A 13,433-nucleotide genomic window follows, 5' to 3' on the forward strand; every position below is an offset into this window, starting at 1 on the left:
AGGTATGAAAATTATTGCAATGATTCCTGCACGTTACAGTGCATCTCGTTTTCCTGGTAAATTAATGAAAGATTTAGGAGGAAAATCTATAATTTTAAGAACCTATGAAGCTGCTTTAAACACCAATTTATTTAGCGAAGTTTATGTGGTTACAGATTCGGAAATTATTAGAGAAAATATTTCTAATGCTGGTGGAAATGTAATTATGAGTACAAAAGAACACGAATGTGGTTCCGATAGAATTGCAGAGGCTGTAGAAGATATCCAAACAGATATTGTAATTAATGTTCAAGGAGATGAGCCCTTTATAGATGAGATTTCTCTATCTAAACTAATAGATGTCTTTAAAGAAGATATTAAAAATGAAGTAGACTTAGCATCTTTAAAAGTACAAATTACAAATAAAGAAGATATAGAAAACCCTAATAACGTTAAAGTAATTACAGATGTAAATAATTTAGCCATTTACTTTTCGAGAAGTGTAATTCCTTATCATAGAGATACAAACGTAGATGTAAAATATTACAAACACAAAGGCGTTTATGCTTTTAGAAAACAAGCTTTATTGGATTTTTACAAAACACCAATGACACCTTTAGAGACTGCAGAAAAAATAGAAGCCATTCGTTACCAAGAAATTGGAAAAAAAATAAAAATGATAGAAACTTCTGTGGAGACTGTTGGTATTGATACTCCTGAAGATTTAGAAAAAGCAAAAAAATATTTAAACTTATAAATTTGAATAGAATTCCTAAAACTATAAAAGTAATTGCTTTTGATGCAGATGACACTTTGTGGGTAAACGAAACCTACTTTAGAGAAGCAGAGGAGGAGTTTACCAAGTTACTTTCTAAATACGAAACTAAAAATAAGATAGATCAAGAGCTTTTTAAAGTCGAAATTAAAAATTTAATCCATTATGGTTATGGAGTAAAAGGATTTGTACTTTCTATGATAGAATGTGCTTTGGAGCTATCTAATTATAAGATTTCGCAACAAACCATCGAAAAAATATTGAACATTGGAAAAGAAATGCTCGAAAAACCCATTGAACTTTTAGCAGGAATTGAAGACGTTTTAGCATCTCTGCAAGGAAAATATAAATTAATTGTTGCTACAAAAGGCGATTTGTTAGACCAAGAAAGAAAGTTAGAAAAATCGAATTTGCTAAAATACTTTCATCATATAGAAGTAATGAGCGACAAAAAAGAGAAAGATTACAAAAAACTGATTGGACATTTAGATATAAAACCAGAAGAATTTTTAATGATTGGAAACTCTTTAAAGTCAGACGTTTTACCATTAATAGCCATTGGAGCATCTGCAATTCACGTTCCTTTTCACACGACTTGGGTGCATGAAGAGGTTTCACAGAAAGAACAAGAAAATGCGGAATATGCTACATTAACAAATATCAACGAAGTTTTATCGCTCATTTAAATAAATACGCTAAATTTGTAGCATTAAATATAAAAAAGACATGGCAAGTATAAAAAACTTAAAAAAAGATATCAACTATACATTAGGAGATATTATAGGATACGTTTCAGAAAAAATGCATGCAAATGCAGATAAAGAAAAAGCTGAAGCAATTATCGACGAAACTATTGAAACTTTTGATGAATTAATTGGAAAGATTAATGCAAAAGGTGTAGAAAATAAAAAAGCACATTTAAAAGAAGTAAATGCTGAATTGGAAACAAAGGCAACTGCTTTAATTGAAAAAGCGAACAAACTGTAACATTAACATTTTGTAAACATTATTTAACAACCATCAATTAAAAATTGATGGTTTTTTTGCTTAAATTTGAGGGGAGTTATACGAAATGGATTATTTATTACGTTAAAATTACAACTATGGCAAGAGCAATGTTTGAATACACGAAAACTGTATTAAAAAAAGTAAGTTTTAATTCGGACTTATTTTGCAAAGAGTTAGAAAAAGCCCTTAATAGATTGTTACCTTACGAAATAGATGAGTTAACAATTTGGCTTAAACAATTTACAGCAAACAAACCAGAATTATATGTTTGTATGACATTAATGAAATAAAAAAAAGAGGCTTTTTAGCCTCTTTTTTTTATTTTAAGAATATCTATTTTTCTTTTTTCTTTTTGTCTTTTCCGTATTTTCGCATTAGTTTTCTACCAAATTCTCTTTCAGCAATATACAATTTTAATATTTTTTTATAAGGAAGAAATTGCGATACTTTTTTTAGGAAATCTTCTTTTTCTGCAATCATTTTTTTACCAAGGTCTTCATTCATTAAAACTAGCTTTTTAGCTTCAGCTTCAGATAAGTCTTCTAAATTACCAGCATCTTTAATTTTATTTTTAATATCTACTCTCCATTTGTTCCTTAAATTATCTATTTTTTCTTCATGCACATTGTAAATAGGCCAAAATTTTTCAGCATCAACACTAGAGAGTTGGAGCTCTTCTGTAAAATAAGAAACTTTTAAAGCCTTAATTTTTTCTCTGCTTTCTTTTTTTTCTTGTCCAAATACTTGGAAAAGAGATAGAAATAAAAATGTAAAAGTTAAAATATTTTTTTTCATTTTTTTAATCAATTTCGTTTAAAATAGATGCGTTTTCTGTAGAAATAATGTAATCCTCAATAGCATCATCTTTAATATTTGTAAAAGCAAAATCATTTTCGTTTATAATATTGCTATTTAAAACATTAGCAAAATCTTCGTTCGATAGTTCATTAAAATTATCTACTACCCAATTTTCAATATCCGTTTCTGCAACAGAGTCAAAATTTACTTCTGTTGTATTGTTTAAAGTATTAAAGTAATTTAACCCAATAAAAAGTAAAATAGATGCAGCAGCAGCCACAGGAATTAATTTTAAAATTCTAGATTTTAAAGAAATTACTTTTGTTTTTTTGTTCTTAGGAGCAACCGTATTTAAAATGGTGTCTTCTAAAGTATTAAAATAATTGTCTGGTACTTTAAATATATTTTTTTTTGGTAGAGATTCTTCAAAAATAAATGAAGAAAAACGATCTTCTACAGTATCAAAATAATTCGATGGAGCAGAAAAACCAGTATTTTTACCAGTAATCGATTTTAAAAAATCTTCGCTATTTTTAATATCTTTTTCCATATATCTTTTAGACCCTATTTTTGTATAAAGGTTTAATTGGTTTTATTTTTTATATAACTTTCTATTTTCTTAACTGCGTGAAAGTAAGAGGCTTTTAATGCTCCAACAGAAGTTTCTAAGATGTTAGAGATTTCTTCGTACTTTAATTCTTCGAAATATTTCATATTAAAAACTAACTGTTGTTTCTGTGGAAGTGTTGCAATGGCTTTTTGTAAAATAAGCTGAATTTCGTTCCCAGAGAAAAAAACATCACTCTCTAAAGTAGAGGCTAATCGTTCGTGTATTTCAGAAATATCTACATTTCTTTCTTTTGCTCTTTTATTAATAAAGGAAATAGATTCGTTTGTAGCAATTCGATACATCCACGAAAATAATTTACTTTTTTGGTTAAATTTATCGATATTTTTGTAAACTTTAATAAAGGTGTTTTGTAAAACATCGTCTGCATCGTCATGCGAAATTACTATTTTACGAATATGCCAATACAATCGTTCTTTGTACAGGGAAATTAATTCTCTAAACGCTTTATCTCGTGTTTGAGGGGTTTTAAGTTGTTTTACTAGAACAATTTCGTCTGTCAAGATTGGTTTTTTTTATAGGACAACTAATTTTTAAAAAGGTTTAATTTAAAAACGAAATTTATTTTTTTACGCGAGAACGAGAGTAGCCAAACAATCTTTTTTGTTTAATTAAATCGTCGATTCCTTCTGGCAGCATTTCTTCCCAGCCTTTTTCTCCATCCATAATCATTTTTAAAACGGTTCTAGAGAAAATTTCTAAAATTTCTGGATCGAAGTCTTTTATATCTATAAGTTTTCCGTTGTTTTTAAAGAATTTATACAATTCTTTCATTCTTGGATGTACCTTTAAATTATCGCTGTTTATATATTCTCCAGACGCTTTATCTTTATAAGGGTACATATAAACTTTTAAATCTCTGTAGAAAAGTTTACCAAAAGCTTCTAAAATTCCACCACTTAAATTTCGGTAGTATTTTTCATCGAAAATTTGAATAAGGTTGTGAACACCCATTGCCAATGCCATTCTCTCTTTTGTAAATTCACTAAAATACTCTACCAATTTAAAATATTGTTGAAAACTGGTAATCATAACATTTTGCCCAAGAGAACATAATAATTCTGCTCTGTCTAAGAAATCTCGTTCGTTAATTTTTCCTTCTGCACTTAAATTACTTAAAGTAATTTCGAAAATAACTTGTGTTCGAGATTCGTCTACTTTATTTTCTGCTAAAAATAATTTCTTAGCATTTTCGTACATATCCATATTTACTTTGGTAACAGGTCTAAAACTACCCCTTAAAGCCAGTATGTTTTTCTTGTAAAGTACTTGTGCTGGTAATAAATTATTTCCATCTGGACCAAACATTACTGCATTTGTCATGCCATTTTTAAGCAATTGCAAACTCATTAAACGATTATCTACATACATAAAACGTGGACCAGAGAAATTAATCATATCAATTTCTAATTGATCGTTCGTTAAATTATGATAAAAAGACTTTACCAATTCTTTAGGGTTGTCGTTTAAATAAAACGCACCATACAATAAGTTTACACCTAAAATTCCTAAAGTTTCTTGTTGCAAACGAGCATCTGTTTCTTTAAAACGTAAGTGTAAAATAATTTCGTTATAGCCTTCTAAAGGATCTAGTTGAAAGCGAATACCAACCCAACCATGACCTTTAAATTTTCTTGCAAAGTCTATTGTTGTAACTGTATTTGCATAACTAAAAAATAATTTGTCAGGATGTTTTTCTCTACTTAACCTGTCTTCAATTAAATCAATTTCATGACGTAACATTTTCTTTAAACGAGGTTGTGTAACGTAACGTTTGTCTTCTTCCATACCATAAATAGCATCCGAAAAATCCTTATCATACGCACTCATAGCCTTTGCAATAGTTCCACTTGCGGCACCAGATCTAAAGAAATTACGAGCAGTTTCTTGTCCAGCTCCAATTTCTGCAAACGTTCCATAAATATCGCTATTTAGGTTAATTCTTAGTGCTTTACTTTTTGTAGTTGGTACACTACTTATTTTTTGATCTCCTTTTAAAGAAATTGCCATAAATTTGTTTTTAATTTCGTGTTAACAAATGTAATGAATTAGTGTGTAATCAGTCAATTTTTATCTTATTTTTGTTTGAATGAAAAGTGATAAAAAACCGTTAAAAATAACCTTTTTAGGCACAGGAACATCGCAAGGTATTCCAATGATTGCTAGTAAAGACCCTGTTTGTTTGTCTAAAAACCTTAAAGATAAGCGTTTACGCTCTTCTATCTTAATTTCTTGGAACGATGTTTCTTATGTAATTGATTGTGGTCCCGATTTTCGCCAACAAATGTTACGTGAAAATGTAGAGAGTATTCAAGGAGTTTTATTTACACACGAGCATGCAGATCATACAGCAGGTTTAGACGATTTGCGCCCTTTTTGTTATCAAATAGGAGAGATGCCTATTTATTTAAATCAACAAACATTAGATAGTTTAAAACAACGTTTTCAGTATATTTTTTCCATAGAAAATAGGTATCCAGGAGCTCCAAGTGTTTCGCCTTTTGTTTTAGATAAAAATTCTTTTATGTTGAATGATTTAGAGGTACAACCCATCGAAATTTTACATGGAAAATTATCTATCTTAGGATATCGCTTTCAACAATTGGCGTATTTAACAGATGCAAAACACATTAACGAGACTGAAAAGCAAAAATTAAAAAATTTAGATGTTTTAATTGTAAATGCATTAAGAATAGAAGCGCATCCTACCCATTTTAATTTAGAAGAAGCTTTAGAATTGGTAGAAGAATTACAACCCAAAAGAACGTATTTTACACACATTAGTCATAAGTTAGGTTTTCATGAAGAAGTATCAAAAAAACTACCTAAAAATGTGTTTTTAGCTTTCGATGGTTTAAAAATTGAAACTTAGAATTATAATATTTATATTTTAGTGTATATTTGTTTTTACAGCTTTCTATTATTTTTTGAAAGACTGTATAACGTTCCCTAAAATTCCCGCAAAATAACTCAACAAAAAGTACATGGAAAAAAAGTTAGAAAAAAGCAAAGCTCCAGAAACAGCGCAAGAAGTAGATAGTAGAATTGCAGCTGTAAGAGATCTTATTTTTGGAGAAAACATACAGCAATACAATACAGAGTTTGCAGATGTTTACGATAGAATTAAAGTTTTACAAAACGAAACTCAAAAAAACTTAAACGATTCTGTAACCGATTTAGAAAATAAATTAGCAGATTTAGAGAGTTTAATGGAGCACAAATTCCAAGATTTAAATAACGATTTAGACAAAAGATTGGCAGATTTAGATGATGAAAAAGCCGACCGAAGAAAATTAGGAAAAGCCTTAGAGAAAATTGCACTAATGTTGCAAGAATAGATGAAAGAAACAACTGCAGATAACAAAAAAGACAATCGTTTTGAGTTACTCAGAGAGCTTTTATTAGAAGATGATAGAGAAAAATTTGAAACTCTTAGCAAAGAGATTATTCAAAAAGAAAAATTCTCTAGACGTGTAGAACCTTTAGTTGACAAAAAAATTGAAGATCTTCGTGAGAATTTCCCAAAATATTTTGGAGGAACGATTACAGAAACTATAAAAGTTCAAATTAGAGATTCGCAAGACGAAGTTGTAGAAGCCCTGTACCCAATTATGGGTAAGTTGGTTAAGAAAGCTATTGTAAGTGAAGTTACAAAGTTGTCTGACAGTATAAATAAAACAATAAAAGAAAAATTTTCTCTCCAGCAAGTTGTGGCTCGCTTTTTTAAAGGAAAAAATAACGATGCAGGAGTTGTATTACAAGAAGTTTTTGAGCCCATTATAGAAGAAGTTTTTATAATCGAAAAAGACTCTGGCTTATTAGCAGGAAGCTACTCAAGAGGTAGTGTTGCAGATAAAGATATGGTTTCTGGGATGTTAACCGCCATTAAATCTTTTGCAGAAGATGCTTTTTCCAAAGAAGGCCAAAACTTAGAAGATATTAAATTCGATTCTTTTCAGCTTTCCATAAAAAACTTTAAATCTATTTATATAGCCATTGCAACTTCGGGTGTTTTAAATGCCGATTTTAAAGATAAAATGGCAGATAACGTAAATAATTTGGCTGAAGTTATTCTTAGAAATCGAAAATACTTATCAGACGAAATAAAATTAAATGTGTTAATAGAAAGACATTTAATAGACTAAGTATAAAAAAATGATTGCAAAAAAAGTTTTATTAGTTGGAAATTTTGGCGTTGGAAAAACGTCTTTAATTAGAAGGTTTGTATTAAATCAATTTTCGGAAGACTATATAAGTACCATTGGCGTTCGTGTAAGTTCTAAAGTTGTAGCCTACGAAAACCAAGAAATAAAATTACTAATTTGGGATGTTGCAGGAACCAGTGGAGATGAGAAAATACCCAAAGCCTATTTTTTAGGTGCAAGTGCAGCCATGTTTGTTTTTGATGTAAGTAGAGAAGAAACATACTTATCTATAGATAAACATTTGGCGAGTATTAAAGAACTTTCTGGTTTGCAAAATATTACCATTGTTGGTAACAAAAAAGACTTGCTTTCTAAAGAAGAATTAGAAACAGTTATAGATACAGTTTCTGTAAAAATTGACTTGATTACCAGTGCAAAAGAAGACGATAATGTAGAAGATGCATTCTTACAATTAACCTCGCAAGCCATAAAATAAAATCTATTGATACCTGCAAAAATAGAAGATGTGTTTTTACAATTAACTACCAATTTTTCTGGAGTAATTGTAAACATTGTTGCAGGTAAATTTGCAAAAAATACTTTTCAAGTTCACAATTCTATTTATGAATTTTGTCCTTTTTTGGAAGGTACTTTAGAAGCTTTAGAGCCTTTAGAGCCCTTTACTTTAGAAGGAATGGTCCTTGTTTCTTATGAAAAAGAGTACAATGTAGATATAGAATTGTTTAAGTCTGCTGATGAAATTTCGATTTTAATTCACAACCGAACCAATGTTTATAAAATTGTAGCTCAATTAAACCAGAATAGAAACGATATTTTCTTTATCAAAAGAGAATTGGCAGAAAAAAATGAAGAACTAAAGAGATTACGAGAAATTGCGGATAAGGCAAATGAAGAAAAATCTCGTTTTTTGGCAATGATGAGTCACGAAATTCGAAATCCGCTAAACGTTATTTTGGGGTATTCTGAAATGATTTCCGAAGAAGAAATTAACGAAAATGTTCGTAAATATTCTAAATTATTATCCATCTCAGGAAATAATTTGAAAGTAATTGTAAACGATATTTTAGATTTATCGAGAATTGAAGCAGGAAAATTAGAATTGATAAACGAGCCTGTAAACATTAAGGAAATAGCAAAAAACTGTGTAGAGAATTATTCGTATCAAAATAAAAATGAAGCAGTAGAATTATTTTTTAATGCCGAAAAGAATATTCCAAATTCAGTTTTGGGCGATCCTATTAGAATTAACCAAATACTATCGAATTTATTATCGAACGCTATAAAATTTACTCAAAAAGGAAAAATAGTTGTTGATGTAAAAAAAGTTTCAGAAGAGAAAGATTCCATAAGAATTGCCTTTTTAATTTCGGATTCTGGTAGAGGAATGACCAATTTACAAGCCTCTAAAATTTTCGATGAATACCAGCAAAACAAAAAAAGCGACAACAGGGTTTTTGGTGGAGCAGGCTTGGGTTTATCCATTGTAAAGCATCTGTTAAATGCTATGAACGGAAAAATTACTGTAGAAAGCAAATTGAATATTGGAACTGTTTTTATTACAGAAATTCCTTTTTCGAAAGTAGTTTCTTCAGAAATTAAAGAACTTAAAGTTGAAGAAAAATCAACAAATAAAACGTTAGAAGGAAAAAGAATTTTAGTGGCAGACGATGATGCTCTAAACCAAACAATTGTTGCTCACATTCTCAAAAAAGAAAAAGTAGTATTAACGCAAGTAAAAGATGGTTTAGAGGCTTTAAATGTTTTGAAAACTAGATCTTTCGACTTAGTTTTATTAGACATTCACATGCCAAATATTACTGGCGAACAATTGGTCCAACAGAAAAACGAATTTCATAAACCCAATAGAGAAATTCCGTTTTTGTCTTTAACAGCAAATACAACTAAAGAAGATGTAGAGCGATATAAAAAGATTGGTTTTGTAGATGTAATTTCTAAACCTTATACTGCTGTTGAGTTTGTGGAGAAAATTTTGGGGAATATTTTTTAGATATTTTTTATTTTTCGCTAACTTAAGACGATTATGATGTCGTTTTAATGACTTATAATCGGCTTTAGCGAAGTTATATTTTTTAAAGTTTAAAAACAAACTAAATTATTTTGTATAAAGAGCTTAATACCAGCGTTTTTTCTTCTTTTTAGAAGCTTCCGGTTTTCTGCCTTTTTTAATCGTAATGAAATCTGCATTTCGCAATTAATATTTCTCCCTCTCTAAATTGATAAATTAGTCTATGTTCGCTATCGATTCGTCTAGACCAAAATCCAGCGTATTTATGTTTTAGCGCTTCGGGTTTTCCAATTCCGTCAAAAGGATTTCGAGCAATTTCTTTTAGAAGCTCATTTATTTTTTTAACCTTTTTTTTGTCTGTTTTTTGCCAAAACAAATAATCTTCCCAAGACTCATCAACAAATGTATATTTCATTTTATTTATCGATAAGGTCTTTGTTGAAAGTCGATCCGTTTTTTATTTTATCAATAGCAGCATCTAATCTCAATTCGTTTTTTCGAGAAGACAGTTCGTGGTTTGTAGCCATCAAAGAATTGTATTCTTTCAAAGACATAACTACAATTCCAGAATCTTTTCCACGATTTATAATTAAAGTTTCGAAGTTCTTTACAACTCGATCTAAGTATGTTTTAATATCTTTTCTAAAATCAGAAACAGTGGTTATTTGCATAATAGTGTATTTTTTAACGTACAAATTTATGTACAAAAAATGAATTACGCAATTTTTTAAAATATTGTCGTTAATCTAAGACGATTATAATTTCGTTTTAATGACTTATAATCGGTGTTGCCAGTAATGCGAACAAAAATCCGAAAGTTTCTATATAATTCAACTTTTTGGTTTATATTTGTTTTTTTAAAACGGACAAATAAACTGAATGAAACCAAAGTTTGAAGTTGTCTTCCTTGAACAAGCGATTGACTTTATGGCGAAAATTGACCCGAAGTCAAAAAAGAAAGTCTATTACAACATAGACAAAGCAAAATTAGCTAATGACCCAGAATTATTTAAAAAATTAGAAGATAAAATTTGGGAGTTTAGAACTAAATATATTGGACTTCAATATCGTCTTTTTGCTTTTTGGGACAAAACCGATACAAGCGAGACGCTCGTTTTGGCAACACACGGAATTATTAAGAAAACCGACAAAGTCCCTAAAACCGATATTGAAAAGGCGAAAAAAATAATGGCGGAATATTTTGCTCAAAAACAATAATTATGGAAACTAAAAAAATGAAAATGATGACCCTTGACCAAATGAAGGATAAGGACATCGGAAAAATTGGAACAGCAGAACGCGACAAATACGAATTTGATTTGCGAATGGAAGTACTTGGCGATATGATAAAGTCAGTCCGGAAAGAACGTAAACTGACTCAAGAGCAACTTGGAGAATTAATTGGAGTTCAAAAATCGCAAATTTCTAAATTGGAAAGGAATACTAAAAATGTAACTATCGAAACTATTTTAAAAGTGTTTCGAGCATTGAAGGCGAACGTAAAATTTAGCGTGGAGATGAACGAATTTGAATTCAAAGTAGCAAAAGCACTACTGGCAACAAAGTATAAAAACAATAGGGCAAATAGTTGCTAAACCTAATGGTTCTGGCGCATTTGCAATGTCGCCAAATTTTTAAATTTGGCTATATTTAAAAGAGAAAAATAAACATAGAAATTTAAAAATTCGGCTTGTGTTTAACCGAATGGTAGTCGCTCATTTTCAGCCCTACTGTTCTTATACAGAGCCGTTAACGAAGTTATTTTTTTTAAGTTTAAAAACTAAATTAATTGTCATAAAGAATTTAATACCAACGCTTTTTCTTCTTTTTAGAAGCTTCCGATTTTCTACCTTTTTTATTTTTGCTAATAGTGTTTGGTTGTTTTTTAGTGTGTTTTGGTTTGTTAATTACATAAGGATGCTCTGTAATTACCTTAATGGGTTTTTCAATTAACGTTTCAATTAATTTTATATAACTGTTTTCATCTGGAGAACAAAAAGAAAATGCAATTCCAGATTTTCCTGCTCTACCAGTTCTACCAATTCTATGAACGTAGGTTTCAGCAACATTTGGGATATCAAAATTAATAATGGCATCTACATTTGTAATGTCAATTCCACGTGCAGCAACATCTGTCGCAATTAAAATATATGCTTTTTTGTTTTTGAAATCTTCAATAGCATTATTTCTTACAGCTTGCGTTTTGTCTCCATGAATACTAGCGACTTTGTAACCGTTTTTAATTAAAGTTTGCTCTAATTTATCAACTCCAAATTTTGTACGTCTAAATATAATGATTCTTCCATTTATAGTATTTCTTAATAAATGTAAGCACAAATCTGTTTTGTTCTTTTTAGGAAGGTAATATAAAAGCTGGCCAATATTTTTGGCAGTGGTTTCCTCTGGATTTATTTCTACTTTTACCGGGTTTTTAAGAAATTTATTAGCTAATTGTGTTATTGAATCTGGAATTGTAGCAGAGAAAAGTAACGTTTGTTTGTTTCTTGGACACAAAGCTTCAATTTTCTTGATGTCTTTAATGAAACCCATGTCTAACATTAAATCGGCTTCGTCTAAAACGAAAATTTCAATCGTGCTTAAATCGATGTTTCCTTGCATTTGCAAATCAATTAATCTTCCAGGCGTTGCAATTAAAATATCGACACCTTCTACTAAAATTTCTTTTTGCGGTTCTAAAGAAACACCACCATAAACTGCAGTCGTTTTAAGATCTGTGTATTTGCTAAAACTATTAAAATTCTCGAAAATCTGAATTGCCAATTCACGAGTTGGAGTAACAATTAAAGATTTTATTTTCTTCTTCTTTTTATCTTCTTTTTCATTATTCAACAATAAATGAATAATTGGCAAGGCAAAAGCAGCCGTTTTTCCAGTTCCTGTATTTGCAGAAACAATCACATTCTTTTTTTCTAAAACCAAAGGAATGGTTTGTTGTTGTACTAAAGTTGGCGTATGAAAACGTTCTTCAGCAACTGCTTTTAAGATAGATTTATCAAGTGGAATTTCAGAAAACTGCATGTATTAATTTTTATACAAAGATAGTTTAAAAGAAAGTAAGAGTGGAGCTGAGAATTAAGTTAAGAAAATAGATTTTATAAGATGTTATACATTATTTATAGCTTTATACTTTGGTGATTTTACTTTATTTAGAGTAAAAATCGTTTTTAGTAATGAAAATTTGTTAAATATTATTATTGAAGGGTAAGATCCGTTTTGTTGGGGTAATAATATTTTTATTGAAGTTTTTGGGGAATAAATGGTTTTATAGCTTTGCTGAAATCAATTGGTATTATATGTGTTTGTTTTTGGCAAACTATATCAGCTATTTTATCTAATTTGTAAGATGATGAAGTATAACTACAGCAAGATACCAACCTACAACCTCGCTTCAATCCAACTTTTAAAACTATAAAAGTTTTGTGGAGCCACTCCATGACCAACATTGTATTCCGAATATACATTCTCTACCCTTAATTTATCTAAAAAAAGGCTTGGTGTTTCTTGCCCAAGCTACAGGTAAAACTTGGTCTACAGAACCATGAGAACTGTAATATTCCGTTTTTAAATGGGTTGGCATGTTTTTGGGTAATAATTCTGTATTTACATAACCACTTAAAGCAATTACATAATTTACCTTGTTTGGGTAGAAAAAGCTTAAAGAATAGCTTAAAATAGCACCTTGACTAAAACCTAAAAGAAAGGTTTTATCAGGATTTGTATTGTATTTTGTTTTTATTGCATCAATAAAAATGGCAATTTTATCGATGGATTCTTTGGCTTCTTTTAAATCTGAGAATTTTCCATTTACATCGTCAAAATTAATTGTGTACCAAGCATAGCCTCCAAATCCCATAGAAAGTGGTGCTTGCGCACTAATAATTAATAATTCTTCTGGTAATTCTTCTGCGAAAGAAAATAAATCTTGTTCGTTACTTCCATAACCATGCAATAAAATTAACAAAGGTGGTTTTTCGGATGCTTTTTTAGGTTCTCTTACTAAATAATGTAAATCGCTCATTTTAAATAAAATCT

18 protein-coding genes and 1 pseudogene are annotated in these 13,433 nt (G+C 29.7%); 11 read left to right on the forward strand and 8 right to left on the reverse strand.

Annotated elements, in window-relative coordinates:
* Nucleotides 1–4: 4 nt before the first annotated feature.
* From kdsB to J3359_RS01095, 4 genes are all read left to right on the forward strand, one after another.
* Entirely contained in the window at nucleotides 5–736 is a 732-nt protein-coding gene (kdsB, locus tag J3359_RS01080; protein WP_208078903.1) for a 3-deoxy-manno-octulosonate cytidylyltransferase, read from the forward strand.
* An 11-nt stretch (nucleotides 737–747) separates the two neighbouring features.
* Entirely contained in the window at nucleotides 748–1,440 is a 693-nt protein-coding gene (locus tag J3359_RS01085; protein WP_208080385.1) for an HAD family hydrolase, read from the forward strand.
* A 40-nt stretch (nucleotides 1,441–1,480) separates the two neighbouring features.
* Entirely contained in the window at nucleotides 1,481–1,741 is a 261-nt protein-coding gene (locus tag J3359_RS01090; RefSeq protein ID WP_208078905.1) for a hypothetical protein, read from the forward strand.
* 116 nt (nucleotides 1,742–1,857) lie between these two features.
* Nucleotides 1,858–2,052 carry a hypothetical protein gene (locus J3359_RS01095; RefSeq protein WP_208078907.1) on the forward strand — a complete coding sequence of 65 codons (195 nt, stop codon included), beginning with the start codon at nucleotides 1,858–1,860 and terminating at the stop codon, nucleotides 2,050–2,052.
* Nucleotides 2,053–2,095: 43 nt separating this feature from the next.
* Here J3359_RS01095 and J3359_RS01100 read toward each other — a convergent pair whose 3' ends face one another.
* From J3359_RS01100 to J3359_RS01115, 4 genes are read right to left on the reverse strand one after another with little or no spacing between them, the layout of a single operon-like run.
* Nucleotides 2,096–2,557, reverse strand: a complete 462-nt coding sequence (locus tag J3359_RS01100; protein WP_208078909.1) for a sensor of ECF-type sigma factor — start codon at nucleotides 2,555–2,557, stop codon at nucleotides 2,096–2,098.
* Nucleotides 2,558–2,561: 4 nt separating this feature from the next.
* Nucleotides 2,562–3,110: a hypothetical protein gene (locus J3359_RS01105; protein ID WP_208078911.1), complete on the reverse strand. Its 549-nt coding sequence runs from the start codon at nucleotides 3,108–3,110 to the stop codon at nucleotides 2,562–2,564.
* A 32-nt stretch (nucleotides 3,111–3,142) separates the two neighbouring features.
* Nucleotides 3,143–3,691, reverse strand: coding sequence for an RNA polymerase sigma factor (locus tag J3359_RS01110; protein ID WP_208078913.1), 549 nt, complete (start codon nucleotides 3,689–3,691; stop codon nucleotides 3,143–3,145).
* A 58-nt stretch (nucleotides 3,692–3,749) separates the two neighbouring features.
* Nucleotides 3,750–5,198 carry a TonB-dependent receptor gene (locus J3359_RS01115; RefSeq protein WP_208078915.1) on the reverse strand — a complete coding sequence of 483 codons (1,449 nt, stop codon included), beginning with the start codon at nucleotides 5,196–5,198 and terminating at the stop codon, nucleotides 3,750–3,752.
* Between the two features lie 79 nt (nucleotides 5,199–5,277).
* Here J3359_RS01115 and J3359_RS01120 point away from each other — a divergent pair, with 79 nt between their 5' ends.
* The 5 genes from J3359_RS01120 (at nucleotide 5,278) to J3359_RS01140 (ending at nucleotide 9,362) form a co-directional block, all read left to right on the forward strand.
* Nucleotides 5,278–6,060, forward strand: a complete 783-nt coding sequence (locus tag J3359_RS01120; RefSeq protein WP_208078917.1) for an MBL fold metallo-hydrolase — start codon at nucleotides 5,278–5,280, stop codon at nucleotides 6,058–6,060.
* 112 nt (nucleotides 6,061–6,172) lie between these two features.
* The gene (locus J3359_RS01125; RefSeq protein ID WP_208078919.1) at nucleotides 6,173–6,526 is read left to right on the forward strand and encodes a hypothetical protein; all 354 of its coding nucleotides are present in this window, start codon (nucleotides 6,173–6,175) and stop codon (nucleotides 6,524–6,526) included.
* The gene (locus J3359_RS01130) at nucleotides 6,527–7,333 is read left to right on the forward strand and encodes a cell envelope biogenesis protein OmpA (RefSeq protein WP_208078921.1); all 807 of its coding nucleotides are present in this window, start codon (nucleotides 6,527–6,529) and stop codon (nucleotides 7,331–7,333) included.
* Nucleotides 7,334–7,343: 10 nt separating this feature from the next.
* Nucleotides 7,344–7,829 carry a Rab family GTPase gene (locus tag J3359_RS01135; RefSeq protein WP_208078923.1) on the forward strand — a complete coding sequence of 162 codons (486 nt, stop codon included), beginning with the start codon at nucleotides 7,344–7,346 and terminating at the stop codon, nucleotides 7,827–7,829.
* Between the two features lie 6 nt (nucleotides 7,830–7,835).
* The gene (locus J3359_RS01140) at nucleotides 7,836–9,362 is read left to right on the forward strand and encodes an ATP-binding response regulator (RefSeq protein ID WP_208078924.1); all 1,527 of its coding nucleotides are present in this window, start codon (nucleotides 7,836–7,838) and stop codon (nucleotides 9,360–9,362) included.
* Nucleotides 9,363–9,537: 175 nt separating this feature from the next.
* On the opposite strand, the gene J3359_RS01145 is transcribed toward J3359_RS01140, so the two are convergent.
* Entirely contained in the window at nucleotides 9,538–9,795 is a 258-nt protein-coding gene (locus J3359_RS01145) for a Txe/YoeB family addiction module toxin (RefSeq protein ID WP_208078926.1), read from the reverse strand.
* Nucleotide 9,796: 1 nt separating this feature from the next.
* A complete protein-coding gene (locus tag J3359_RS01150) occupies nucleotides 9,797–10,051 on the reverse strand; it encodes a type II toxin-antitoxin system Phd/YefM family antitoxin (RefSeq protein ID WP_208078927.1) in 255 nt (84 codons plus the stop codon).
* 208 nt (nucleotides 10,052–10,259) lie between these two features.
* Between J3359_RS01150 and J3359_RS01155 the strand changes: the two genes are divergently transcribed.
* Both J3359_RS01155 and J3359_RS01160 read left to right on the forward strand, forming a co-directional pair.
* Nucleotides 10,260–10,598, forward strand: a complete 339-nt coding sequence (locus J3359_RS01155) for a type II toxin-antitoxin system RelE/ParE family toxin (RefSeq protein WP_208078928.1) — start codon at nucleotides 10,260–10,262, stop codon at nucleotides 10,596–10,598.
* Between the two features lie 2 nt (nucleotides 10,599–10,600).
* A complete protein-coding gene (locus J3359_RS01160; protein ID WP_208078929.1) occupies nucleotides 10,601–10,975 on the forward strand; it encodes a helix-turn-helix domain-containing protein in 375 nt (124 codons plus the stop codon).
* Between the two features lie 208 nt (nucleotides 10,976–11,183).
* Here J3359_RS01160 and J3359_RS01165 read toward each other — a convergent pair whose 3' ends face one another.
* Together J3359_RS01165 and J3359_RS01170 are read right to left on the reverse strand one after the other, a co-directional pair.
* Nucleotides 11,184–12,419 carry a DEAD/DEAH box helicase gene (locus J3359_RS01165; protein ID WP_208078930.1) on the reverse strand — a complete coding sequence of 412 codons (1,236 nt, stop codon included), beginning with the start codon at nucleotides 12,417–12,419 and terminating at the stop codon, nucleotides 11,184–11,186.
* A gap of 357 nt (nucleotides 12,420–12,776) precedes the next feature.
* Nucleotides 12,777–13,419 (reverse strand): annotated as a pseudogene (locus J3359_RS01170) (alpha/beta hydrolase).
* Nucleotides 13,420–13,433 lie beyond the last annotated feature (14 nt).

It is taken from the genome of Polaribacter cellanae (assembly GCF_017569185.1).
GTDB lineage: Bacteria > Bacteroidota > Bacteroidia > Flavobacteriales > Flavobacteriaceae > Polaribacter > Polaribacter cellanae.

What these genes read in the sequence shown, in the direction of transcription:
- J3359_RS01130 (WP_208078921.1), top strand. Translation starts at nt 6,527, where the DNA reads ATGAAAGAAACAACTGCAGATAACAAAAAAGACAATCGTTTTGAGTTA.
- J3359_RS01150 (WP_208078927.1), bottom strand. Translation starts at nt 10,051, where the DNA reads ATGCAAATAACCACTGTTTCTGATTTTAGAAAAGATATTAAAACATAC.
- J3359_RS01115 (WP_208078915.1), bottom strand. Translation starts at nt 5,198, where the DNA reads ATGGCAATTTCTTTAAAAGGAGATCAAAAAATAAGTAGTGTACCAACT.
- J3359_RS01160 (WP_208078929.1), top strand. Translation starts at nt 10,601, where the DNA reads ATGGAAACTAAAAAAATGAAAATGATGACCCTTGACCAAATGAAGGAT.
- J3359_RS01120 (WP_208078917.1), top strand. Translation starts at nt 5,278, where the DNA reads ATGAAAAGTGATAAAAAACCGTTAAAAATAACCTTTTTAGGCACAGGA.
- J3359_RS01135 (WP_208078923.1), top strand. Translation starts at nt 7,344, where the DNA reads ATGATTGCAAAAAAAGTTTTATTAGTTGGAAATTTTGGCGTTGGAAAA.
- J3359_RS01145 (WP_208078926.1), bottom strand. Translation starts at nt 9,795, where the DNA reads ATGAAATATACATTTGTTGATGAGTCTTGGGAAGATTATTTGTTTTGG.
- J3359_RS01155 (WP_208078928.1), top strand. Translation starts at nt 10,260, where the DNA reads ATGAAACCAAAGTTTGAAGTTGTCTTCCTTGAACAAGCGATTGACTTT.
- J3359_RS01100 (WP_208078909.1), bottom strand. Translation starts at nt 2,557, where the DNA reads ATGAAAAAAAATATTTTAACTTTTACATTTTTATTTCTATCTCTTTTC.
- J3359_RS01125 (WP_208078919.1), top strand. Translation starts at nt 6,173, where the DNA reads ATGGAAAAAAAGTTAGAAAAAAGCAAAGCTCCAGAAACAGCGCAAGAA.
- J3359_RS01090 (WP_208078905.1), top strand. Translation starts at nt 1,481, where the DNA reads ATGGCAAGTATAAAAAACTTAAAAAAAGATATCAACTATACATTAGGA.
- J3359_RS01095 (WP_208078907.1), top strand. Translation starts at nt 1,858, where the DNA reads ATGGCAAGAGCAATGTTTGAATACACGAAAACTGTATTAAAAAAAGTA.
- J3359_RS01105 (WP_208078911.1), bottom strand. Translation starts at nt 3,110, where the DNA reads ATGGAAAAAGATATTAAAAATAGCGAAGATTTTTTAAAATCGATTACT.
- kdsB (WP_208078903.1), top strand. Translation starts at nt 5, where the DNA reads ATGAAAATTATTGCAATGATTCCTGCACGTTACAGTGCATCTCGTTTT.
- J3359_RS01165 (WP_208078930.1), bottom strand. Translation starts at nt 12,419, where the DNA reads ATGCAGTTTTCTGAAATTCCACTTGATAAATCTATCTTAAAAGCAGTT.